The sequence below is a fragment of the Pseudomonas sp. DSP3-2-3 genome, assembly GCF_049898225.1.
In the GTDB taxonomy this organism is placed as follows: domain Bacteria; phylum Pseudomonadota; class Gammaproteobacteria; order Pseudomonadales; family Pseudomonadaceae; genus Aquipseudomonas.
Genome location: NZ_JAFCXH010000022.1, coordinates 77,214 through 100,911 on the forward strand (window position 1 = coordinate 77,214; position 23,698 = coordinate 100,911).

Here is a 23,698-nt window from a genome sequence, read left to right on the forward strand (position 1 = left end):
GGTGTCCGGCACGAAGGCCTCTACGGTTTCGCACCGCCCTACCCCCGATGCACGCTGTGAAAGCGAACCAGATCGATCCTAGTAACCAGGGTCGATGGTTGGCGGGTTGGAGCGCAGCGCCTCAATGGCCTGCTGGTGGCTCATGCCCTTGGCGAGGAAGCCATCGATCTCTTTCCGGATACGATCACGGCATGCAGCCTGATAGAGCAAGGCACGACTGTGCGCGATCTGGTTCAGCGCCTGCTGGATCGACTTGGGTAGCGGTTCGGGTTTGATGTAGCTCATTCTGAATGTCCTCAAGTGGCGACCCGATACAGGCCGCCCCTTTTCTGATCGTTAAGGCGTGGTAGTTAACGGCACCAGACGCATTGAAGTGGGTGCGTACACAGCCAGGCCAGCGCGCAGCTCCGCCAAGATGGTCACCAGGTTGCGTTTGAAGTTGTCCCCATCCATCCGGCTTGCTTCTACCGTGACCTCTTGGCGGTCGAGTAGCGCAGTGGTGGTGGTGTCGAGGATGAGCGCGCCCCGCTCGGGCATCCCCATGGTCACAACGACAGGCGTACCCCACAGGCTGGGTGGTGCCGGGTCGCGGGGAGTGCCAATCACGTACTGGCCATCACCGGTTTCGGCGCGCTCGCTCTCGATAGCGAACCAGTCACGCGGGTTCATTACGATCACGTTGGGATTCCAGCCGGCGGCTTTGAGGTCAGTCAGGGCCAGGCCGATACGGTCCACAGGGCGACCGGTCAGCCCGGGCGTTACCGTGGTGGCTTGTGCGATGAAACCGAGGATCTCGCCCGCCCCACCATCACCGATCAACAGTTCCTGCTCGAGCTTCTGCCGCACACCCACGCTCATCAGCAGGCCGATCTGCTGTTGAAGCTGGGAGTTGTCGTTGAGCACTTGAAGGCTTGCCGGGATCCAAGTGGCGATGGTGGCGATCTCTGCACGAGAGAGCTTGGTGGGCAGCTGGCCTTCGGCTTTGGTGTCGCCTTCTTTCGCCTGATAGGCGGCACCACTCAGGTAACCGTCAAGCTGGACGTACTCGTAGGTGGAGCCTTCGACCGGCACGATGGGCAACACATCCAGCAGGCTCAGCCGCGGTTGAGGGATACCCTGGATACCAGGTGCGCGAGTCGGCGCGGTTGGGTAGCTGGTCGAGCCAGTGGTGCCCTTGTCAGGGTTGGTCACCGCAGCGCGCAGACCAGACTCAACTGTGATACGGCCGGTCGACTTCTGGCCAGCCCGGATGCCGGACAAGCCCTCTGCATCGCATACTGCCGCACTGATTGCCTGAGCATCGCCGGTCGTGGTGCCGGTCGCGGCCTTCAAGCCACCCGCCACGGCGCGCTGTTCCAGTTCATGCAGTCGAGCGCCGAACTCGTTCTGCTTCTGGCCTTGGCCTTCAATGGTTTCCTTGTGTGCTTTGAGCACAGTAACCAGCTGATCCACGTCCTGGGTCATTTCGGTAATCTCTTGGGTGATGGTCGCCATTGCCTGGCGGCCATCCGGGGGAGTTTGGTTAGCGTTGAGCGAAGCCTTGAGCTTGCTCCAGCGCTGATCGTGAGTAGTCGTCATGGGTAATCCCATTTGCGGTCTATGGGCACCTCGACAGCGCACAGCGTGAGGAGGTGTGGCATTCCCCCAGCGCATGGCGTGAGTTCATGCCGACTACGTTATGCGCGCACGCCAATCCCCGTCTGCGGTTAACTCCGACGTTAAGCGGCGGTATTGGTCGCGAATCGCGCAATGTCGGCGATTTTGTAGAAGCGCCGATTCCCCCGGCGCACAAACGGAATGGGGGCCAGGCCATCGGCAGCCAGGCGGCGCAGGTAGCTGGGCGCGTATCCCAGTAGATCGGCGGCGGCGAACTCCGGCACCAGCCCACCAATCAACGGCGTCACACCCACAGCAGCAAGGCGATCAGTGATTTCCTGTTCGATCTCACTCATGGTTAAACGTACTCCTCTGTAGTGGAATCTCGATTGGGCTGGAGGGCTTGTTTTCCGTGGCCTGTAGCGGATTTATCGAAACGCCTTGTCCCGGTATTGTCTCGCCGCCGATGAGGCTTAGCCCGTCCTGATCTAACCGGGCGTGCCACTTCTCCAGCGCCTGACGCTTCAAGGTCTCGGCGGTGGTGTGGATGTAGGTGGCGTCCATGTTTTTCAGGGCGTGATTCACCAGCATCTCGCCCACCAGGTAATCAATCCCCAGATCCATCCAGGCGGTGCGGGCCACCTTGCGCAAGTCATGGCTGCTCCACTGGTGATCACTCAGCGTGGAAAACACTAGCGTGGCGGTGGTGGCACTCATGGCCCCGCGCCTGATGCCGGGAAACAGGTAGGCACCCTGATAGCCGCTCGCCTGCTGACGGGCCTGATAACGCCTCAGCAGCGCGCAGGTCTGCTCGGTCAGCGGCAGGGTGTGTTCGGCCTTGGTCTTGGTGTCTGCGGCGGGGATAAACCACAGGCGTGTGGTTAGGTTGATGTTGCGCCACAAGGCCGCTCGGGTTTCGCCCAGGCGCGTCCCATGGCACAGCATCATCAAGGGCAACATGGCGTCGGCAGGTCGTGTACCGAACTGGGCAGCCAGCTTGGCCAGCACGTCCGGCAGATCATCGCTGCGCAGCCGAGAAGGCTTGGGCTTGATGCGCGCTGACACGAAGTCGCTGTACTTGAGGCCCGCCATGGGATTGAGGCGCAGCAGTCCCAAGCGGTGGGCTTGGCGCATCGCCGCCGCCAACACGCTGTAGACCAGGCGCACATACGACAGTTTGTAGCGTTCCTGCAGTGGCCACATCAGCAAGCTATCCAATGATGCCTTGTCAAAGTCGGCCAGCGGCAGGTTGTCCAACCTCGGCACCAGGTGGCAGGTCAGCGCGGATTTCGCCCCGGCCTTACGCTTGGCGGAAAGGCTGCGGTCGCGCAACATCCGGTCTGTGTACCAGTACAGCAGATCGCCCGTGGTTGCCCAGGCATTCTCCGTCGAGGCCGCCTCCGGATCGATCGCCCGCCGCGCAAGGATGGCAGGCAAGGTGGCTTGCATCAGCTTGGCATTGATACCGGGATAGTTACCGGCCTTGCCCCACTTGCCGCGCACCACGACGTGCCAGGCACCTTTGGCACGACTGGCGGTGGAGTAACGAAACCTCAGCTCAGGAAACCGAGGGTCGCGCAGTTCGCGCACAGTGCCGCTAGCCTGTTTGCGGATCTCGGCATCGGTAACAGTGACGTGTAGCGTGTTCATGGTGCCTGCCTCTGGGTGCGTCCAGATCTGGACGCATCGAATGGGTTTAACTTCCGCCAGCGGCGGGTGTCGCTCAGTCAAATGACGCCTCGGCCGAGATGCGCTCAAATCTGAGTACATCTCCGCTAACGGCCAGGTAACGGTGGAGGCGTTAGCGGTCAGCCAACATTGGATTTCACGAGCAGTCCGTAAAAGCCCGGCCGCTATCCCACCACCGGTGGAACACTGGCCCCGGTTATGGGTGAATAAATACGCCCAAATCTGGGGACATCTATTCCACGGTTCGGCCCCCAATGGGGGATGGAGCCGAAAGGCGCCATCAGCCAGGCGTGAGCGCGATCTATCCAAGCTCGGCGTCCGGCCAGCGCCAGTGGACGATTTCCAGCGCCTCGGCTCGGGTGATGGGTTCGCCAATCATCGTGCAGAGTCGTTTCCCACCCCGCATGACTTGCCAGTGACAACAACGCTCTACGCCGTCATTTGCAGCCAGCTCAGCAAGTAGGGCCAGCCGGTTAGCCTTGACGTATTTGCGTATGTCCTCTGTCAGCTTGGATGCGGGTGAAATGCGTACGCGCATGCCTTGCTTTCTGGCGGTAAAGCCTCTTTCAAGCAGGTAATCGATGGCACCCATTACAGGTCCTCCACATCGTTTTCCCAGTCGTGCCCTTGGTCAGTCGTGCCCTGTTCTGCTGGAGGGCACGACTGAGTAAGGCAGGGCACAACTGTTGGCTTTACGTCGCCAGCTACCGGGGTGATGACCGACCACATCACCACCGACGCCGCGCCAAAGCCCGACCTGGTCATGTGCACGGCCAGGCATTCGCGAGCTGCTCGTATCTGCTTCGCGCTGAATCCCTGGGCCGCCATCAATTGCTTGGCTGTTTTCCCGCTCATGGGCCTGGAGGAGAGCAGGTGCCTCAAGGCTTTAACGCTTGGCCGGTCAGTGCTGTGCGCCGCAGCTCGCTTCCTCGTCATGAACTGATCCCATAGCGCCTCCGCCGTAACAACAATCACCCGTGACTCGTGGCTGTTTTCCATATCCGTTTACCCTTTTTGGGCAAGCCGATGCCGCACGATGAACTCGTGAGTTTTCATCGTTGATGCATCTGATGTAGGCAGAAACTGCATTCCGCTAAGCGCAAAACGCACCCATTGATTGCGTAATTCAGGTACTTGGTTGGTAGATATATATAAGGGTGCGCAGTTTCTGCGCAGGATGAATCGCTATTACGGCGCAGTTTCTGCGCACGTAGCTTCCCTTAACCCCAGTAAACCCGTACCTCCCAAAACCCTATGTGCGCAGAAACTGCGCCGTTACATGCGCAGTTTCTGCGCAGGATCAAATTGAATTTGCGAGTGTCGGCAAGGGCCTCGGTGGTGCACGTGTTGGCGTGACTTCAAGCCCTTTATCTGGACACTCGTCAATCGGCATCCAGGCAATTGCATATAACGCGCACCGGGCTCCGTGCTTAGAAAACAAGCTGCTTCTGGATTGAAGAATCCAACCGCTGGACTCCAGATCCTTTAGAGCCTGTCGCAAAGTATTGTCCGAGCCTATTCCCCATTCTTTGGCCATCGTGCGAGTCGCTGCGAGATCACCATTATTCTCGCCGTTGTACTGAGCCAGTAACTCGACCAACACTGCACGGGCGACGAAGCTGAGAGCCCGATACCCTCGCGACTGAATCATAGCCTTGGGCATCATCGCGAACGGAGGGGCTTTGACCCTCATGTTGCCCTTGGTTTTTCTCGACATTACGCATCTCGCCGGTAAGCCGATCCCGTCGGCGCAAGTGCGCCGTTTTGATTGTTCATCGTTAACCTCTTACGCGAGTATCGCGGCGATAGACGCGGTGACGGTTCCGCGCACGGATAATCAGATCTGGAGAAACTTCTGTTCCTACATAGGAGACATTGATATTCGTCATCAACATTGAGCGCGGAACATATGAATATTGGCCGGCAGGCAACGAACGAGGAATGCGCCGAGTTCGCGGGACATATTTATTCAATAGCAGCATTGATTCTGCCATGGACTCTTGAAGCCGCTTGCCGGTTTCGCACAACGGCACGGGCTCACCTGGGCGTATCTGGCTCCACGCATAGCGGTCAGCTAGAACCTCATTAACGGCCCCTATTACCTGCTGGCACCGCCGCTGAACCAACGGGTCGCTTATAGCCCAAATGTCAAATCCGCAATGGTTATCGGTAAAGTGACCGATCTCATGCGCGACAACGAAGTTATAGATTTCATCATCATGCAGCTGTGACCAATCGATCTCAGGGCGTTGAGTATTGCGCAGTTGACCTGCATCAACGGTCTTGGCCAATTGAAGGATCACACGCTCTTCAATGCGGGGATCGTCCATGGACGCGTCGGGATGAACTGCATCGGCAAAAGGGCAGTACATACCCCAATTTCCACCGAGCTCTTCGACTGTCGCCAGCTCCAGGCAGCAACCTGCCCGCTTGGACATCTCGGCAAGTTGGCGGTATTGAATCCTGCCGATTCTGAGAGTCGTGTCGGTCTTCACAGGACACCCCCTACGCGCTCAAGTGCCCGCGCTTGATTCATATGGTGGTTGTAGCGTTCCAAGCGAACAGAGAGGGACGAGTTTGCGCGGAGAGCACTCAAGGCCATGCGGCGGTGAGCAATTGCGCGGATTTTAGAGGGGCAGTTATTCATACGTTGCCGCCTTTCAACCAGAAACGGCGGTAGACGTCGTAGCTTGCGTCATTGAGACCAGGTACGAACCGTGAAGAAAGCGTAATAGCGATCTCGGATTCGATAGCACCAACTACTCGAGTTAGCTCGGACTGGTTCGAATAGCGCAGCAACGATTTCAGGAGCTGCGTGCAGTAAGCTTTCTGCAGCTCAACCGAAATGCTGGACGAATTAAGTGTGTGATCCATTGGTGTAGCTCCCATTGTTGAGGAGCTGCCACGATTCGCCGCTAAACAAATATGGGTGGCAGCTGTGCGCGGGTTAGCGGACCGGGACAATAGGAACCCGGCAGGCCCGAAGGCCTCCCACGCACAGCCACCATAAGCAGGATGTACGGGCACAAAAAAAGCGCCTGCAATCGTAATGGGGGCGCCTGTGCGCCTATCGTCGTTCGGGCCGCTAAACCCGGTCGCTGAATTGGCAGCGACGGGCCAACGGTACACTGCAACTCCCGAGGGTGCAAGAAGGGTTATTGTCGATTTTTTCGGGGCAGCAGTCCCCACTCCTACTGTGAAGCAGGATTGATTAGTAACCATTGGTTAAGTCTCCTGACGAGTCAGGAATGCATCGACAGGCTCAGGGTCCCAGCGTACAGAACGACCGAAGCGGATTGGCTCAGGAAAGCCAGGGGTCTTGGACCAGCGCCACCAGGTAGCACGACTGACCTGATACTTTGCACAGAGCTGGGCTGCGGTTGCGCGGGCACCTGGGATTGGCAGGTTGTGTGCATCGGTGCTGCGAGCGGCGGTTTGTGCCATTTGCGGTATCTCCAAAGACTGGAAAAACCGAGAGGAGCGTTCTGCATACCACCAGCACCGGAAAACCGGTCGATAGGTGGTAACTCATCGGAAACACTGCACCTGTATGGGAGACCAGTGTTGCGCAATATTCCCGCAGGTACTACAGTCCGCCCGTGACTCAATTAGGATCTTTGATCCTAATTGAGTCATATAGAAGCCCGTTCAAACGCTTCTCCCCTCGGGGTTGTGTGCTGGCCTAGCTGGTATGCAGAGGACGCTCGTACGTCCTTTCCGAGTGAGCCCCTGGAGGTCGAAGACCAGGGGCTTTTCTTTGTCTGCGATTCCAACTTCCAGCGAGCCTAACAGTCACGGCCATACTGATGTTTCATATGGTAAAAGCACGTTTCTGTGTGACACAGCCGATTCTAGGACGCAAAAAATAAAACACCAAGAATTTTATTTTCTACATCCTGTTTGTTGAACATATCCCCGGACATTCTCAGCGCTCAAACTACTGTTCATTATGTTCCACTACGTGCCTTTACGTACCTTTCCAATCAAATACGAATTGGGGAAGCTGCTCAAAACGAGCACTTTACCGCTCGTCGGATTGCCCGACCAAGCCCATGGGCCGCAGCTTACAGAGAACCTAAAGAGGATCTACAGAGGCCCTTATCAGGCCCTAACACAGATCTTCAGTACAAACCTGCAGAGAAATTTTTAACATCATTTTGATAACGTAGATGTTTGCGCCACGAAATGTGAACAATGAAATCGTGGCGCGGATTTGATGAGCGTGATACCGAAGCGGGACAGAGACTTTTACACTTTAAGTGTAAAAGTACACTTAAAGTGTAGTTGGACGCTGTTATGAACAGATTTCCTGTTCATGCGCTTTTATTGCTTGTTACTGCCGCTCCCGTATTTCCACCGGGGTCGGCCAAAGTCTGTTATCCACCACGAACGGCCAAATTCGGACGTGAGAGCTTCGGTGGGGCTCTACGTCTAAACCTAGCGTCACCCCCTCAGTAGACAAATCAACGACTCAGCAGAACACTAAGGCATCGAGTCAACGATCCTCTTTTTCTGCCTCGACAGCAGAATCACGTTATCAGTCTGCGCTTCGCCGCTCGCGAGCCCATCCAGGTAACGCCCCCATTGCTCCAGCGCGGCCCGTTTCTCAGGTAGATAGCTGTATCGGTCGTAATGCTTGGCCTGGACACCACTGCGTCCGTGAGAAAGCAACCAGGCGCGAACCTCGGTACTCACGCCCAAATGCGCCAAAAGAGACTCCGCAGTTACACGGACGTTCTTCCAGGTGAAAGCCTGCGTTTTCTCGGCAGCAGAAAGTGCCCGACCGGCATCGCTGAATATCTTGGTGAGGGTGATCGGGTTTGCAGTTTTGCCGGGTGTTAAGGAGAAAGGTCCTGGGCCAATACGATTTTCAAGAAGCGGCTCGATGATTTCACCGACTCGTTCAGTGATGGGCAGCAGGTGCTCCCATGCCTGGGCTTTACGGCCTTTCCCGTCCAGCAAACTGATTGTGGTATCGGTAACGGCATCCCACGGCACAGCACAGAGTTGGATCAAGCGCTGTCCGCCGAGATATATAAGAGCCTTGGTGATCGCAGCGTGACGAGGTGGCAGCGTATCAAGGTGCCGTAACAACTCGCCCAGTTCTGTAGGGTTCAGAGACTCTGTATGACCCGCGCCGGTGCCTTGCGTGACGGGAATGTCTCTTACTGGGTTTGATCGGATAGAAAAAACTTTGCCGTCACTGGCCAGGCGCTCTGGTGCCAAATGGGCTTTAGCGGCATAGCTGAACGCGGCTCGCAGATAACGCCTGAGCTTATCGCATGTGGTCCGCATTCCATTGAATGAAGTCCCAACCGCCTTATTGCCCTTGCCACGCCCCTTGGGCTTGCGCCCAAGCACGCCAGCCAGAATGAGCTGAATATCCTCAGGCTCAATTTCAGCAGCAGCGCGAGCGACTAAGATGGGGTGATGGTCTTTGACATGCAACTTGAACAGGTTGGCAGTTTCCTTGGTGCTGGCCCTTCCCGCTGTTTCCATACTGCTTATATAGCTGTCGAGAAGGTCCCCAAAGGTGCCGCGTCTAGATGCTGCCTCGGACTGACGAAGTAGCCGTGCTTTCTCGGCGTCCGCTGCGGCTAATTGTTGGGCCAATCCGTCAAGATAACTTGAGATTCCGCCAGCCGACCCAACATCGCTGGCTATCTTGAGCGCCTCGGATCGCAACGTATCCAAGGTCTTCTCATTGGTACCAGCGTGCGGCTTTTTAGCAAGCGCTCCCAGCGAGAGGCGCTGATCACTTGTCGGGGTTCTTTCACGGTAATAGGCCATGATCACGCCAGAGGCCTTGCGCTCCAGAAGCAGTGTTCCTTTCCCCCGCGAACCCACCGGCTCCGACTTTCGAGTCTTGACCGCGTGTGCTTCCAGGTCCGTCAACCGAGTGCGCTTTACCATCCCTTTCCCCGTTCGTTCCCCGTTTCACATGCAATCTCAGGGTATCCATTGAAACGTGGAAAGACAACGAAGCTTATCAACACCTTGTTTTTATTAGCTTAAATGGAACATATGATAACTACTGAGACACAGTGAAAAGGCTCCATAGCTCGCTCATAATCCCTTGGTCCACGGTTCGAGTCCGTGTGGGCCCACCAAATAAATCAATGGCTTACGTCTTACAGGCGTAGGCCATTTGTTTTTCAGTGCACCCAGTCTTCGTACGACAACCCTGCAACGCGACTGAATTCACGCACGTTGTTCGTGACCAGCGTACAGCCCATGGCAATCGCATGGCCGGCAATTGCCGTGTCGTTATCACCAATGATCAAGCCGCCTTGAGCGAGATTTAGCTTCACCTCGATCGTTGCATCTACCGCGTTGCGCTCCCACGGCAATACTTCATCCAGACGTTTCACAAACTCGTCCACGAGCGTTTTGTGCTTGGGCGATGCTTTTTTGCCGATCTGTCCGTAACGCATCTCGGCATAAGTAATTGCAGAGATAACGATGCGATTATTCCGAGCAACTTCAGCGGCCAACCGTTGCAAAACACATTCAGGCCACTCGCGCATAATGAACGAACAGATGCAAGTATCCAGCATGTAGGTGGTCACAGATTAAACCTGCCTTCATCGCTGATAATGCTCGGACGGTCTTGCAGGAAATCCACATCAGCCTTAAGCGACTCGACCAGCGAAAGCCAACTCGGCCGCACCGGGCGCAGGGTGATGGTATCGCCAATGCGAGTGATCTCAAGCTCGCCGACACCTTCATAAGCCATGTCATTGGGCAAGCGAATGGCTTGGTTTTTACCGTTTTTGAAAATTGAGACGGTACGCATAACGTCACTCCTTAGCATATGCCTGACCTATGCAATGTAGCAATTCAATCAAGCATAGGCAAGGAATGTGGCAGGTGCGTATTCCCAAACTTCTGTAATGCAGAATTCAAAATGGAGTGTCGTCCAGACGCTCCATTACAATTGCTTCAATCCAACTGAACTTGAACAACCCTACGCTGAGCAAAACGCCGAGTCATGGCCTCAGGACAGCCCACCCTTGATCAGACGCAATACTGTGATTTTGCTGCGCGGCGGCATCTGGCCAATCAGTTCCGGAGCGAATGTTTGTGCCGGGAAATAATCCACGTCATTCCTTCTGGAAGTCGGCATCAGTTCGTCCCATCCAGCGGCATCCTGGGCATAAAGCTTCGCCTGGGTTCTGTCTGCCCGCAGCTCAAGCGCCATTAGGTTTGCTGCAATTTCTTCGAGGGTGCTCAAGGCTGTCTCCATGACATTGCTCTTTGTGGAGCACGTCGGTGCGTAGATATGGGAAGTTGCAAAGCGTCAGGTTTCCGTTGTTCAAGACGCTTGAATGATGCTTTTGCAAGGTTCACACCAAGTACCACGAGGCACATTTCCTTCCATCGGTTTCGTTCGCGCCTCAAGCTGAAACGATTCAGGTCGATAGTCTGGAATCGTTTTTTAATCTTCAGCAGGGCCAAGCATGAACCTGAGACACTTCAATATCGCACCCCGCTCGCTGCTCTGTTTCGGCTTTTTTGCCGTGCTGGTCACCGCTTTCGGCCTGTTTTCACTGGACCAGTCCGCGGACTTGAAAGAGTCCAGGAACGTCCTGCAAAACAACGTGTTGCCAACCGTTCAGGCGGTTGATCAGATCAAGGCCGATCTGCTGACCATTCGGTTATGGAACGGCAGCTTGCGTACGGCGAAGGATACCGACACTGCAGATGCGGCCCGTCAAAGAATCATGCAAGCGCGCAGCAGTCTCGAAACCGACGTTCGCAAACTGGAGCCCCTGATGACCAGCGATCAGGGCAAACAGGCTTTCATCAGCATGACGCGCAACATAACCAGCTATCTGAGCGTGCATGCGCGCTATATGGATGCGGTTACCCAGCAGCGTGAAGACACGATTACCGCCCTGACCCAGTCAACCGGCGAAATGACCCTGGCAGCCGACTTGTTGGCCAAAGATATAAACGAGGTTTCCCGCCTGATCGATGTCAGCGTGGCGCAAACCAATGCTGCGGCCGATCAGACCTACGCCCAGGCGCGCAACGTGACTATCGCCGCGATTCTCGTGGCCCTGGCAGCCACCCTGGCGCTGGCGGCCCTCTTCACTCGCAGTCTGACGGCTCCGATTGCCAAAGCATTGGCGATTGCCGAGCAGATTGCCGCCAACGACCTCAGCAAGCCTATCGATGCCGACGGCCGCGATGAGCCGGGCCGGTTGCTGGCTGCGCTGTCGATCATGCAGCAGAATCTGCGACGCACGCTGGGCGAGCTGGGTGATTCGTCGAACCAGCTGGCCGCCACCTCCGAAGAAATGACTGCAGTCACCGAAGATGCCTTGCGTGGCGTGCAACGCCAGAACGATGAAATCAATCAGGCCGCCACCGCCATCAATCAGATGAGCGCTGCGGTTGAAGAAGTGGCGCGTAACGCGGTGCTGGCCTCCACGGCCGCGCAAGACTCAAGCCAGTCAGCGGCCCATGGTCGTCAGCGCGTGGACGAAACGGTCAGCGTGATTCATGAACTGCATCAGGCCGTCGGCGTGACCGCCACCGAGATCGATGGGCTGGCGGTGCAGGTCCAGGGCATCAGCGGCGTGCTGGATGTGATTCGCGGGATCGCCGACCAGACCAATCTGCTCGCGCTCAACGCCGCCATCGAAGCTGCGCGGGCCGGTGAAGCCGGACGCGGTTTTGCGGTCGTTGCCGATGAGGTTCGGGCGTTGGCGCATCGTACCCAGCAGTCCACTGCCGAGATCGAGAAAATGATCGCGTCGATTCAGGGCGGCGCGAGCAAGGCCGTGAGCGCGATGAGTCATAGCAGTGAGCGCGCCCGCGCCAGCCTGGACGTTGCCGAAGCTGCCGGTCACGCCCTGGCCGACATCACGGCGGCAATCGTGCAGATCAATGAACGCAACATCAGTATCGCTTCGGCCACTGAAGAGCAGGCCCAGGTTGCCCGGGAAGTTGACCGCAACCTGACCAGCATTCGCGACCTGTCGGTGCAGACCGCCGCAGGTGCCAACCAGACTTCAGCCGCGAGCAGCGAATTGTCGCAGCTGGCGGTTGGCCTCAATCAGTTGGTTATCCGCTTCAGGATGTAAACGGATCAGGCCTGTGGACACTCAGTCATCACAGGCCGGTTCAGGCGGCTGACAAGATACGGCGCCAGGCTCAGCAACCCGGCAAAGGCCAGCGCTGTGCCCACCCACAGCGGCGAACGCAATCCGTATCCGCCATCGATCCCTGCTCCCCCAGCCCAAGTGCCCAAGTGCCCAGCGCCAGACCCGCAGTGATAATCGAAGTGTGCATGGTGTTGACCAATGGACCGGGCGACGCTGCACGCATGACTCGCGCAGCCATTGCCGGATTCAGCGACACGCCCGTCAGACCGATGACCAGGAAGGCGCCGATGCTGACCACGGTGTTTTCGGCGAACAGTGCAAACGCCGCGAGCCCGGCGCAGAGCAACGCCAGACCACCGGCGAGCACGGGCAACGTATACCGGTCGGCCAGACGCCCGACCACCATGTTGCCGACAATATTGGCGACGCCGTAAAGGGCCAGCATCCACGGAATCGACGCCGCCGAGAAGCCGGAGACCTCGGTAAAGATCGGCGAAAAATAAGTGAATGCAGTGAACGTCGCACCAATGATCAGGCCGCTGGTGACGTAGGCCGCCCACAGCTTGCCGTTCACAATGGCTTGGAATTCGGCAGCGAGGCTGACCACCGTCCGGCTTTTTGAGGCAGGAACCAGCAACGCCACGACGGCAGTGCAGATCATCGACAAGACGGCAATCGCCCAGAAACTGGCGCGCCAGCCGAAATGCTGCTCGATCAGCGCGGTTGCCGGCACACCCAGCACCGGCGAAAACATCAGCCCGCCAAGGACGAAAGAAGCCGCACGGCCACGGGCATGTGGCTCTACCAGATGCGCGGCGATAGTCAGCGACACGCCGATGCAGGCCGAACTGGCAACGCCCATCAAGACCCGCGCTACGGCCAGCACCTCATACGTCGGCGCCATCGCAGCCAGCACACCGCCCACAACATTGAGCATCAGCAACCAGAACAACGCCGGTTTGTTCTGCATGCGCAGCGCCAGTACCAAAGCCGTCAACACCGGCCCGCCAATGGCCATGCCGACGGCGTAAAGCGAAATCAGGTAACCGACCTGCCCGACCGAGACATCCAGCGCCGCCGCCAGCGACGGCATCATGCCCGCAATCATGAACTCAGCCGTGGTCAGCGAAAAAATCGTAAGGCCCAAAAGGTAAACAACAAATGGCATGAAGGGTTCTTTCTTACTTGAATGGGCGAGTAATCATACGGAAAAGGTGGGGAGTGTGTTTGAGGGTTTCGACTGTGGCGCTGGATGAGAGGCGTTCCGTCGTCCAGACGCCGCGTTGCCGCTCAGCAAACACTTGACTCGCTCCAACGGGAGCACCGCATTTGCACCAGGAACTGGTCTCAAATATAAACGGTCCCCAATAGGGTCCTTTCGTTCCCTTTTTGGGACTTCAAAATCATCAACGCGCTGCCAAAATTCAGTTCTTAGCGCTTGCCCTTGAACTGAAATGCGATTCGTTGAAGCATCGCATTCGCATCAGGAAATAACCCCAACCTCAATCAAGCACCACATGCGGCAAGAACCGGCTGCTGTCTTTGGTAATCAGGCTGTCGTCTTCGCGAATCCCGATGCCGGAAGCGCTATCGCCCACCACCCATGAACCGATCAGCGTGTAGCTGTCACCAAACTTTGGCAGCGGCGCGAATGCCTGCAGGATGTAGGGCGCGTCGTTGTAGGGGCCGTCTTCGAAAATCACCTGATCGCTGGGGGTGCGGATTTCGATGTTGGCGCCTTCACGGGAGAAGTACGGCTTGCGAACCCAGCCCTTGGGCACCGGCGCGCGTGGGTCTTTGTCGACAAAGGACGGCAGCAGGTTGGGATGTCCTTCGTTGAACTCCCAAAGCAGCGGCAGGATGCCTTTGTTGGAAATGATGGATTTCCAGGCCGGCTCGATGAATTGCGTATCGCAGCCCGGAATAGCCAGGCCGTGGGGTTCATGAAATACATGTTCCCAGGCATGCAATTTGAAAATGCGTTCGATCCAGCGGCCCTCAAGATCGACAAAGCGCCCGTCCGACGTAAGACCAATGTCTTCGATGTCGATATGACGCGTCTCGATGCCGACATGTTCGGCCATCTTGCGCAGAAAGTCCGTGGTGCCACGATCTTCGATGGAGCCGAACATGGCCGAAAAATAGAATGGCCCACCCTCCTTGATCGCGGCGAAAGCACGAACCAGATCTTCGGCCATTGAGTTGAACTGCGTGGCATGCGGCGGCAATACGCCACGCGCGATCTGCTCTTCCAGCCAGATCAGTTGAAACGCCCCGGCTTCATAAGCCGAGGTCGGAGTGTCCATGTTGCCTTCCAGCAGCTTGGCCGGATTGACGCCGTCGTAGCTGAAATCGAAACGGCCATACAAATGCGGATGGCCTTCCTTCCAGGAGGTGCGAACCAGATCGAAGAACGCCGGAGGAATCGCGAGCCGGGTCAGCAGCTCCTCGCTTTCCACTACCTTTTCGACCACATCCAGACACATCGCATGAAGCTCCTGGGTCGGTGCTTCGATGTCCCGGGTGATCTGCTCTTCCGTGAACTGGTAGTACGCGCGCTCATCCCAGTAACGCTCGCCGTCGATGGTGTGGAAATTGAATCCCTCACGCTCGGCGGTAGCGCGCCAGTCCGGGCGCTCTTCAATGCTGATTTTTCTCATGGATAACGTTCCTGTCAGCCGCCGAAACTGGAGCCGCTGCTGCTCTTGCCGCCCCAACCGCTACGCGCACTCGCCTGACTGCCGAAACCTCCACGCGAGATAGACGACGAGACCGACGAGCCTTTGCCCAGGTTGCGGCCCAGCGTGCTTTGCGAATAGCTGCCGGTCGAACTTGAGCGCGCCTGCGTCGACTGCCCGAAGGTTTTGCCCTGTTCGATCTGCTTCGACAGCGTGGAGCTTTGGTAGGCGCCACGGGAGTCGCGAGTCTGGTAGATCGGCTGCGAGTAGTAGCGCCCGCCGCCCATATTGCCGCTGAGCATGTTGCCGATCAGCAAACCGGTCAGCAGGCTGGTGCCACTGAAGCCTCCTCCACCGCCGCCACCTTCACCGCCGCCCTGAGCCTGCGCCGCTGCAACCTGAGACTTGGGAACCTCGCCAGACAACGACAGTTCGAAACCGCCCAGCTTGGGCATAAATTTGCCGTCTGAAGTCTGCTGGCAGTAATCCGGCACGAAGTCCGCGTCGCAGGCAGCGGCGCTGTCGTAAGTCGGAGCAACGCGCCGATGGTCCGCCAGGGCATTCATGTAGGCATCCGAGCAGATATCCACCGGGACTTTCTGCTCCACGCAGGCCTGAACGGTCGGGAACGTCTGCTGGGTGTTGACCTCCACCGTTTCCTCGGACTTGCTGCACGCAGCAAGCGCCAACGGTAAAGTGCTGGCCAGGACCAGCTTTAAAGAACTACGTCTCATCGAATACTCCTTTCGATAGCCGGCAATCAGGTCGACGGCGTCATGCAGGCCGAGTTGAGAAACCCGACGCTGATTGCAACGCTGGCGGCATAGATGGCAGCCGCCATTTCGCCTCTGGCGATTCGAACCGACAAGCCTTTCAAGACAAGACTGGTCATGGTGAATGTGAGCAATTGCACGACGGCGGCAATGACCGCCCAGACCACGGCGTCCAGCACGCTGACGCTGTAGGAAATGATATTGCTCGCCGGCAGGGCGAAGCCGATCAACGCGCCGCCCAAGGCTACCGCCGCCGCGACGTTACCCTCACGAATCAGGGCGAATTCCTTGTGCGGGGTCAGTCGGGTGTAGGCGAACTGGAATAACCCGAACAGAATCGCGGCGACGACGATGTAGACGACGAAGCTGAGCACTGACTGTGCGTTGAGGGACATCTGAAGCGCTTCAAGCATGGTTTTTACTTCCTTTTAGATGACCGTGAAGTCGGTGGATTGCAAAGTGACACCAAGCGACGTGGTGAGAGAAATGTTGCCTTCCTCGTCCTCCTCGACCGACAACAGCAGAAACTCGCGGCGGTCAACCAGGCCCGTGTCCCGTGCATACAACATGCTCAGGTGTTGAATCCGGTAGGACTCTTCGGGACTGGTCACCACTTCGCTCATCGGCGTGAATTCCGTCTGCCCTTCTTCCGTGCCCCACTGACGCTCGTATTCATAGCCTTCGTGGGCGTAGATCGGCAGGCCGATTTTCGAGTCCGGACCGACCAGACGTTTGAGTTCCGCTTCGCTACTGATCGTCACGACGCTGTTATAACCGAACAGGATGACGTCGAGCACGTCCTCTGCTGTAGGACCGTTCATCACGATCTGTAGCCAATAATCCTCATCTTCAAAATAGAAGCGCACCATGCGCATGGATTGCCCAAGGTCCACCTGACCCACCGACCACACCACTTCTTCGTCAGGCACGACGAGCTCGGAATGACCGTCGAGCATGAGTTTGAGTGAGTCATCAAGGTCGAGCATGCGCCCCGAGGCCAGCCCGAACGGGTTTGCCGCGAGCGTGGCCCCATCAGGGGACAAGCCAGGCGATGAACCCGGCGATGGCTTCGGAGCTTCCATACCCAGAACTCGTTTGATCCAGCTCATAGTGCTTTTCCTTCAAGTCGCATCAACACAATTTAAAATTTCGCATCCTCAGGCACTTTCGCCAACCAGGCGTTTGGAGTGCATGACCCAGGCCACGAAGATACCGGCTAACGCCCCGCAAAGGTGTGACTCAACCGAAATGCCGGGAACGGGAATGAAGCCGAAGATCAAGCCGCTGTAGCCCACCAGCGCAATGATTGCAATACCGAAGCTGATCAGGCTGCGTTGATACCAGGCGCGGGCGAGCACGTAAGTCCAGAGACCGAAAATCAGACCGCTGGCGCCGACGTGCAATACCGGTCGACCCATCACCCAGACCATCAGACCGCCCAGCAGTGAAATCAGCAGCACCACGCGGATATAGCGTTGCAGCCCTTCGGTTGCCACCAGCCAGCTAAGCACCACGAACGGCAGCAGATTGCTGAGCAGATGCCGTACCGAACCGTGCAGGAATGGCGAGAACACAATGCCTTGCAGACCCGAGAACGTCCTTGGAAACAGACCGTGGTAAATCAGGCTGTTGGCCGTGAAGGTGTTGATCACCTGAACAGCGACCATCACTGCCGCCAAACCAAGGATCACCCGCAGGCCTTGTCCGATCGCCATGTGTACTCCACTCAAATGCAGGCAAAAACTGCAGGCCAAAAAAAGGGAGCAGACGGAAACTCCGCATGCCCCCTCGTCACAGCTTACTGAGCAGGCTTGTCAGTCTGGCTTTGGGCTTTCAGACGGGCCAGTACATCAGCTGCACCGCCGGTCTTTGCGCCGATGCCGGCTTCTTGCAGGCGCCGTTCCAGATCACCGCCATTGGCAGAGGCATCCAGTTCTTCAGCGGCTTCAAGCTTGGCGTCCTGTTCGTCCTGACGTTGCTTGATGCGCGCCAGGGAACCGACTGCGGTTTCCAGACGACCATTTGCCCCGCCAGTGGCGGCAGCGGCGTTGATCTGCGCTTTCTGCACGCTGTCGCGAGCCTTGGCCATGTCAGCCTGCTGACGCAGACCCTTGATCTGGCTTTCAGCCTTGGTGACTTGAACGGTCAGCTTGGTGACCTGCGCACCAAACTGGTCGGCGGCGGCCTTTTCCTGATCGCGCAGCGCGGTCAGTTCGGAAACCTTTTCCGCGCATTCCAGAGCAAGCCCGTCCTGGCCTTGATTCATCGCTGCGACTGCCTTCTGTTCCCAGTTGGCGATGTTCTTGTTGTGCTCTTCAACACGCTGCACGGACAGCTTGTGCTTGGCTTTGATCTGAATCAGCTGGTTGCGCGCAGCAAGCATCGAGGCGTCCGCGTCGCGGATTTCCTGATCAAGAATGCGCAAGGCCTGAGCGTCGACGATTGCTTCGCCAACTTCCGAAGCTCCACCACGCAGAGCCGTAACCATTTTTTTCCAAAGACTCATTCGATTTGACTCCCGATTACTGTGGATCAACTGTTAAAAAATCTTCGTAGGCATCAGCGGCGCGAATCACGTTATCCGCCAGCGTCAGCACTTCGTGGACGATCACGGTCAGCGACGATGCAGCGCTCAGCGCACCGAACATGCTGTAGACCGTTTCGCCATTGGGCATCGTTTCGATCCCGATGGAGGACAACGGAAAGATGTCGCGACTGCGCAGTACGGTGTCGTTGAACGTCGCGACATCCTTCACCTGCGAGGCGTACACCAGTACCGAATCCACCAGCACCTGATCGCCGGAAATGGCGATGGCGATGGGCAGTCCGCCGAAGTTGTGCATGGTCAGGCTCAGGCTTGGTTCAGTGCCCTGAATCAGATTCAGCTCGATTTCATTACTCTTCACGGCGTCCAGCTCGACAAGCGCCGCGTGAAGCGTATCGATCGTCCAGTTCGTATTTTCGGTCATGAATTCCTCCAGTTTGATCCGGTTGCCCAAATAGGGCTGGCGTAAAACTTTCTCTATGGTTCTGAGGACATCTGCGTTTTCCGGGAGAACGTACAGCTCTCTTTTCACATAGCCGGCACCCGTCAGCCGGGCACGCATTTCACGCATGTAGTCGGTTGAAGTTTTCCGAGCCATTTCGGCGCCCTCGCTTACATCACATGTGAGGCACACTACGCTCAATTTCCAGGATGCACAACACCTCACATGTGATACAAAATGCGTCAGAAATTTCCTCAACAACCCACAATGCCCGTCATATATGGCTTACTGACGACCTTTCATTAATTGATGTCCGGGATTCATTCCCGCCCGGCGCGGTCCTTTACTGCATGACAACTTCCAGCTCCTCCTGGCTTCCCTTCTGGCTTCGCCGTGTCTTGCGTCCTTTGCTGGACCCCTATCGCCGCTACCGCCATGCGCGTTACATCCATGCCGGACGCATCGTCGTCGGCCTGCTGGTGTCGATTCTGCTGACCACGGGGATCAACTTGCCGCACGGTGAGTGGGCCTCGGTGACCATGCTGATCGTGATCGGCGGTTTGCAGCATCACGGCAATATCGGCAAGAAGTCCGTAGAGCGGGCTTATGGCACGTTGATCGGCGCGGGGCTGGGTCTGGCGGTGGTCTGGCAGCAGGACTATTTCGAACTGCCGCTGCTGACGTATCTGATGATGTCGCTGGCCTGCGGATTCTTCGCTTATCACGCCATCGGCAAGGGCGGCTATACCGCGCTGCTGTCGGCCATCACGCTGTTTATCGTCGCCGGGCATGGCGACAATCCGCTGAGCGACGGCCTGTGGCGCACGGTGGATATCCTGATCGGCATCATTCTGGCGCTGGCGTTCTCCTTCGCCCTGCCGCTGTACGCCACGTTTTCCTGGCGTTACAACCTGGCCAGCGGTTTGCGCGATTGCGCCAAGGTCTACGGGCGGATCAATCAGGGGCAGCCCATCACTGCCGACGAACACCTCAAGCTGATGGCGCGCTTGAACACCACCATGCTGCAACTGCGCTCATTGATGCCTTCGGTGTCCAAGGAAGTGCGGATTTCCATGGTCGAGCTGGACGCCATCCAGGGCCATTTCCGCATGTGCCTGAGCACTCTTGAAATCCTTTCCAACATTCGCCCTGCAGACCTCGATCAAGTGGCTGGCGAAGAATGGAAAGCGCGGCTGGATGCCGAATACCGCCAGACCCGGCGCCAGTTGATCGGTATGGCGCGGGCGCTGCAAACCGGCGCTACCGAACGTCTGGATCGTAAAAACGATGCCAGCACACCGTTACCGATGCCGAGCAGTCCGGTGCCCACTGAATTGACCGGGTATCACCTGTTGATGCTGCAACTGGCGAGCAACCTCGATGGGCTGCAACAGCGCTTGGCCAAGACCGCCAAGCGCTGGAAAATCTGACCAAGCCGCACGCTTTCTTGTAGGAGAAAACTTTGTCTGCCGTACGCCCGCCTGTCCTGGATGAAATAGACCGCCAACTGATCGCAGCCTTGCAGCTCAATGCCCGGGAAAGCGTGGCCATGCTTGCCCGGCAACTGGGCATCGCCCGCACGACCGTGACCTCGCGCCTGGCGCGCCTGGAAAGTGCCAAGGTCATCACCGGTTACGGCGTGCGTTTGAGTCAGCGGGTGGTGGATGGCGGCTTGCAGGCTTATGTCGGGATTACCGTGCAGCCGCGCTCCGGCAAGGAAGTCTTGCGCCGCCTCAGCACCCTCGCTCAGGTGCAGCAGCTGTGTGCGGTCAGCGGCGAATTCGACTACGTGGCCTGGCTGCGCACCGAATCACCGGAACAACTGGACCAACTGCTGGACCTGATCGGCAGCATCGATGGCGTCGAGAAAACCACCACCTCGATCATTCTCAGCAGCAAGATTGATCGTGGCCAGCCTCTGGCTTGAACTGTAGAAGGGGATTTATTCCCGAAAGCGTCGGATCAGGCAACACAGGTGATTGAGTTGCCGAGGCCTTCCCGGATAAATCCGGTCCCACAAAAAATCTCGCCATTTCAAAACATCGATGTGATTGTTCGGCTCGTCACATCGCGCAAAACCACTGCATAACGACGACACTTTGCGTCTTATTAACGCCTCAACTCTTGACTAGACTGTCTGCTTTCTCGTCCAGGCAAAACAAGGTCAGTCATGAACAACAATCGCCATCCTGCAGACGGTAAAAAACCGATCACGATTTTCGGTCCGGATTTCCCCTTTGCCTTCGACGACTGGATCGAGCATCCGGCCGGGCTGGGCAGTATTCCGGTGGAAAATCACGGTGCCGAAGTGGCGATTGTCGGTGCCGGCATTGCCGGACTGGTCGCGGCTTATGAACTGATGAAGCTGGGCCTCAAACCGGTGGTGTACGAAGCCTCGAAGATGGGCGGCCGCTTGCGCTCCCAAGCGTTTGAAGGCACCGAAGGGATCATCGCCGAGCTGGGCGGCATGCGCTTTCCGGTGTCCTCCACGGCGTTCTATCACTATGTCGACAAGCTCGGACTGGAATCCAGGCCCTTTCCAAACCCGCTGACCGCTGCGTCCGGCAGCACCGTTATCGATCTGGAAGGCACCACCTATTACGCACAGAAACTGTCGGACTTGCCCGCGCTGTTTCAGGAGGTCGCTGACGCCTGGGCGGACGCGCTGGAAGAAGGGTCGGGTTTCAAGGATATCCAGCAAGCCATTCGCGACCGCGATGTGCCGAGGCTCAAACAACTGTGGAACACCTTGGTGCCGCTGTGGGATGACCGCACGTTCTACGATTTTGTCGCCACTTCCAAGGCGTTCGCCAAGCTGTCGTTCTACCATCGCGAAGTGTTCGGCCAGGTCGGTTTCGGTACCGGCGGCTGGGACTCGGACTTCCCCAACTCGATGCTGGAAATCTTCCGCGTGGTGATGACCAACTGCGACGATCACCAACATCTGATTGTCGGCGGCGTCGAGCAAGTGCCGCTGGGGATCTGGAAGCACGTTCCGGAGCACTGCGCATACTGGCCGGAAGGCACCAGTCTGGCGACGCTGCACCACGGCGCGCCGCGTACCGGGGTCAAACGCATTGCCCGCGCTGAAGATGGCCGCTTGGCGGTTACCGACAACTGGGGCGACACCCGCCATTACGCGGCGGTGCTGACCACGTGCCAGAGCTGGCTGTTGACCACCCAGATCGAGTGCGAAGAGAGCCTGTTCTCGCAAAAAATGTGGATGGCCCTGGACCGCACGCGCTACATGCAGTCGTCGAAAACCTTTGTCATGGTGGACCGGCCGTTCTGGAAAGACAAAGACCCGGAAACCGGCCGCGACCTGATGAGCATGACGCTGACGGATCGCCTGACGCGCGGCACATACCTGTTCGATAACGGCGACGACAAGCCCGGCGTGATCTGCCTGTCGTATTCGTGGATGAGCGACGCGCTGAAGATGCTGCCGCAGCCCATCGAAAAACGCGTGAAGCTGGCGCTCGATGCGCTGAAGAAGATCTACCCTAAAGTGGACATCGCGGCGCGGATCATTGGCGACCCGATTACCGTGTCCTGGGAAGCCGATCCGCATTTCCTCGGCGCGTTCAAAGGCGCATTGCCGGGGCATTACCGCTATAACCAACGCATGTACGCGCACTTCATGCAGCAGGACATGCCCAGCGAGCAGCGCGGCATGTTCATCGCCGGCGACGACGTTTCCTGGACGCCGGCCTGGGTTGAAGGCGCGGTACAGACCTCGCTGAATGCGGTGTGGGGCATCATGACCCACTTCGGCGGCAAGACTCACGCAGCAAATCCCGGTCCTGGCGATGTGTTCCACGAGATAGGCCCCATCGCCCTGGCCGATTGAACAGGAGGCATGAAGCCATGCACATCGCGCTCTATCAATGCACGCCGCTGCCGCTGGATATCAACGGCAACCTGCAACGACTGGATCTCCAGGCCCGGGAAGCCGCGAGCCAGGGCGCAGATTTGCTGGTCTGCCCGGAAATGTTCCTTACCGGCTACAACATCGGTGCCCAGGCGGCCGGCGCACTGGCACAGCCTTGCGATGGCTTCGCGGCCGCGCAAGTCGCGGCCATCGCCCAGGCGAACCACATCGCCATCCTTTACGGATATCCCGAGCGCAACGCCAGCGACCAGATTTACAACTCGGTGCAGTTGATCGACGCCCACGGCAAAAGTCTGTGCAATTACCGTAAGACGCATCTGTATGGCGAGCTGGATAAGTCGATGTTTGCTGTCGGAGAAGATCGATTCCCGGTGGTGGAACTCAACGGTTGGCGGCTTGGCTTGCTGATCTGCTACGACGTCGAATTCCCCGAGAACACCCGCCGCCTGGCGCTGGCGGGGGCCGAAGTGATTCTGGTGCCCACCGCGAACATGGCGCCGTATGACTTTGTCTGCGAAGTGACGGTCCGCGCCCGCGCCTACGAAAACCAGTGTTACGTGGCCTACGCCAACTATTGCGGCAGTGAAGGCGCTATTCATTACTGCGGCCTGAGCAGCATTTGCGCACCGGACGGCAGCCGCCTGGCAGTCGCAGGCCGGGTTGAAGAACTCATCAGCGGCAAGCTGGATCGGCAATTGATGACGGATTCCAGGGCAATCAATACCTATTTCAATGATCGACGGCCAGGGTTGTATGTGGGGTTGGGTGAGGGTTAAAGGTCGCCACAGATCCGTGGGAGCAAGCTTGCTTGCGAAGGCAATAGTCCAGACGACGGGAATGTAGTGGATGTGTGACCTTGCCCCTGAAAAACGTATCCCTTGCCAGGTGTCTCAATAGCCGCAAGGATACGACATGACTAAGTCCAAGACAGACCGCGTTAAATACACCCTCGAGTTCAAGCTTGAGGCCG

Annotated in this window: 25 protein-coding genes and 1 pseudogene; 6 read left to right on the top strand and 20 right to left on the bottom strand. The window is 57.6% G+C overall.

Annotation, left to right across the window (positions count from 1 at the left end; genetic code table 11):
* Positions 1–78: 78 nt before the first annotated feature.
* The 12 genes from ACP7E4_RS22250 to ACP7E4_RS22305 form a co-directional block, all read right to left on the bottom strand.
* Entirely contained in the window at positions 79–285 is a 207-nt protein-coding gene (locus ACP7E4_RS22250; RefSeq protein ID WP_426117724.1) for a hypothetical protein, read from the bottom strand.
* A 51-nt stretch (positions 286–336) separates the two neighbouring features.
* The gene (locus tag ACP7E4_RS22255) at positions 337–1,578 is read right to left on the bottom strand and encodes a phage major capsid protein (RefSeq protein WP_426117725.1); all 1,242 of its coding nucleotides are present in this window, start codon (positions 1,576–1,578) and stop codon (positions 337–339) included.
* 140 nt (positions 1,579–1,718) lie between these two features.
* Complete coding sequence (locus ACP7E4_RS22260) at positions 1,719–1,952, bottom strand: helix-turn-helix domain-containing protein (protein ID WP_122730799.1); 234 nt, start codon at positions 1,950–1,952, stop codon at positions 1,719–1,721.
* Complete coding sequence (locus tag ACP7E4_RS22265; RefSeq protein WP_426117726.1) at positions 1,945–3,246, bottom strand: tyrosine-type recombinase/integrase; 1,302 nt, start codon at positions 3,244–3,246, stop codon at positions 1,945–1,947. The genes ACP7E4_RS22260 and ACP7E4_RS22265 overlap by 8 nt, the downstream gene beginning before the upstream one ends.
* Before the next feature lie 340 nt (positions 3,247–3,586).
* Entirely contained in the window at positions 3,587–3,877 is a 291-nt protein-coding gene (locus tag ACP7E4_RS22270; RefSeq protein ID WP_426117727.1) for a hypothetical protein, read from the bottom strand.
* On the bottom strand, positions 3,877–4,284 hold the full coding sequence (locus ACP7E4_RS22275; protein ID WP_426117728.1) for a hypothetical protein: 408 nt from the start codon (positions 4,282–4,284) through the stop codon (positions 3,877–3,879). Before ACP7E4_RS22275 ends, ACP7E4_RS22270 begins: the two co-directional genes overlap by 1 nt.
* 779 nt (positions 4,285–5,063) lie before the next feature.
* Positions 5,064–5,780: a hypothetical protein gene (locus tag ACP7E4_RS22280; protein ID WP_426117729.1), complete on the bottom strand. Its 717-nt coding sequence runs from the start codon at positions 5,778–5,780 to the stop codon at positions 5,064–5,066.
* Positions 5,781–5,928: 148 nt separating this feature from the next.
* Entirely contained in the window at positions 5,929–6,159 is a 231-nt protein-coding gene (locus ACP7E4_RS22285; RefSeq protein WP_426117730.1) for a hypothetical protein, read from the bottom strand.
* Between the two features lie 1,608 nt (positions 6,160–7,767).
* The gene (locus tag ACP7E4_RS22290) at positions 7,768–9,198 is read right to left on the bottom strand and encodes a tyrosine-type recombinase/integrase (RefSeq protein ID WP_426117731.1); all 1,431 of its coding nucleotides are present in this window, start codon (positions 9,196–9,198) and stop codon (positions 7,768–7,770) included.
* 242 nt (positions 9,199–9,440) lie between these two features.
* Positions 9,441–9,854, bottom strand: a complete 414-nt coding sequence (locus ACP7E4_RS22295) for a type II toxin-antitoxin system VapC family toxin (RefSeq protein WP_426117732.1) — start codon at positions 9,852–9,854, stop codon at positions 9,441–9,443.
* On the bottom strand, positions 9,851–10,081 hold the full coding sequence (vapB, locus tag ACP7E4_RS22300) for a type II toxin-antitoxin system VapB family antitoxin (protein WP_426117733.1): 231 nt from the start codon (positions 10,079–10,081) through the stop codon (positions 9,851–9,853). The genes ACP7E4_RS22295 and vapB overlap by 4 nt, the downstream gene beginning before the upstream one ends.
* 201 nt (positions 10,082–10,282) lie before the next feature.
* A complete protein-coding gene (locus ACP7E4_RS22305) occupies positions 10,283–10,519 on the bottom strand; it encodes a hypothetical protein (RefSeq protein ID WP_426117734.1) in 237 nt (78 codons plus the stop codon).
* A gap of 226 nt (positions 10,520–10,745) precedes the next feature.
* Between ACP7E4_RS22305 and ACP7E4_RS22310 the strand changes: the two are divergent.
* Positions 10,746–11,522: pseudogene (locus ACP7E4_RS22310) on the top strand (MCP four helix bundle domain-containing protein); the annotation flags it as partial.
* Between the two features lie 66 nt (positions 11,523–11,588).
* The gene (locus tag ACP7E4_RS22315) at positions 11,589–12,377 is read left to right on the top strand and encodes a methyl-accepting chemotaxis protein (RefSeq protein ID WP_426224901.1); all 789 of its coding nucleotides are present in this window, start codon (positions 11,589–11,591) and stop codon (positions 12,375–12,377) included.
* A 70-nt stretch (positions 12,378–12,447) separates the two neighbouring features.
* On the opposite strand, the gene ACP7E4_RS22320 is transcribed toward ACP7E4_RS22315, so the two are convergent.
* The 8 genes from ACP7E4_RS22320 to ACP7E4_RS22355 all read right to left on the bottom strand — a co-directional run bounded on the left by ACP7E4_RS22320 (position 12,448) and on the right by ACP7E4_RS22355 (position 18,992).
* Complete coding sequence (locus ACP7E4_RS22320; RefSeq protein WP_426117736.1) at positions 12,448–13,566, bottom strand: MFS transporter; 1,119 nt, start codon at positions 13,564–13,566, stop codon at positions 12,448–12,450.
* 334 nt (positions 13,567–13,900) lie between these two features.
* Positions 13,901–15,058, bottom strand: a complete 1,158-nt coding sequence (locus tag ACP7E4_RS22325; RefSeq protein ID WP_426117737.1) for a glutathionylspermidine synthase family protein — start codon at positions 15,056–15,058, stop codon at positions 13,901–13,903.
* A 14-nt stretch (positions 15,059–15,072) separates the two neighbouring features.
* Positions 15,073–15,810 (bottom strand): DUF1190 domain-containing protein, encoded by a 738-nt coding sequence (locus ACP7E4_RS22330; RefSeq protein ID WP_426117738.1) that lies wholly within the window; start codon positions 15,808–15,810, stop codon positions 15,073–15,075.
* Between the two features lie 26 nt (positions 15,811–15,836).
* The gene (locus tag ACP7E4_RS22335; RefSeq protein WP_426117739.1) at positions 15,837–16,262 is read right to left on the bottom strand and encodes a DUF350 domain-containing protein; all 426 of its coding nucleotides are present in this window, start codon (positions 16,260–16,262) and stop codon (positions 15,837–15,839) included.
* Positions 16,263–16,277: 15 nt separating this feature from the next.
* On the bottom strand, positions 16,278–16,958 hold the full coding sequence (locus ACP7E4_RS22340) for a DUF2491 family protein (protein ID WP_426117740.1): 681 nt from the start codon (positions 16,956–16,958) through the stop codon (positions 16,278–16,280).
* 48 nt (positions 16,959–17,006) lie between these two features.
* Entirely contained in the window at positions 17,007–17,564 is a 558-nt protein-coding gene (locus ACP7E4_RS22345; RefSeq protein WP_426117741.1) for a rhomboid family intramembrane serine protease, read from the bottom strand.
* An 83-nt stretch (positions 17,565–17,647) separates the two neighbouring features.
* The gene (locus tag ACP7E4_RS22350; RefSeq protein ID WP_020290891.1) at positions 17,648–18,355 is read right to left on the bottom strand and encodes a PspA/IM30 family protein; all 708 of its coding nucleotides are present in this window, start codon (positions 18,353–18,355) and stop codon (positions 17,648–17,650) included.
* Between the two features lie 16 nt (positions 18,356–18,371).
* Positions 18,372–18,992, bottom strand: coding sequence for a YjfI family protein (locus ACP7E4_RS22355; RefSeq protein ID WP_065831493.1), 621 nt, complete (start codon positions 18,990–18,992; stop codon positions 18,372–18,374).
* A gap of 194 nt (positions 18,993–19,186) precedes the next feature.
* Here ACP7E4_RS22355 and ACP7E4_RS22360 point away from each other — a divergent pair, with 194 nt between their 5' ends.
* From ACP7E4_RS22360 to ACP7E4_RS22375, 4 genes are all read left to right on the top strand, one after another.
* Positions 19,187–20,266 carry an FUSC family protein gene (locus ACP7E4_RS22360; RefSeq protein ID WP_426117742.1) on the top strand — a complete coding sequence of 360 codons (1,080 nt, stop codon included), beginning with the start codon at positions 19,187–19,189 and terminating at the stop codon, positions 20,264–20,266.
* A 32-nt stretch (positions 20,267–20,298) separates the two neighbouring features.
* Positions 20,299–20,763: an Lrp/AsnC family transcriptional regulator gene (locus ACP7E4_RS22365; RefSeq protein ID WP_426117743.1), complete on the top strand. Its 465-nt coding sequence runs from the start codon at positions 20,299–20,301 to the stop codon at positions 20,761–20,763.
* 243 nt (positions 20,764–21,006) lie between these two features.
* The gene (locus ACP7E4_RS22370) at positions 21,007–22,686 is read left to right on the top strand and encodes a flavin monoamine oxidase family protein (protein ID WP_426117744.1); all 1,680 of its coding nucleotides are present in this window, start codon (positions 21,007–21,009) and stop codon (positions 22,684–22,686) included.
* A gap of 17 nt (positions 22,687–22,703) precedes the next feature.
* Positions 22,704–23,504, top strand: a complete 801-nt coding sequence (locus ACP7E4_RS22375) for a carbon-nitrogen hydrolase family protein (protein WP_426117745.1) — start codon at positions 22,704–22,706, stop codon at positions 23,502–23,504.
* The last annotated feature ends 194 nt before the right edge of the window (positions 23,505–23,698 follow it).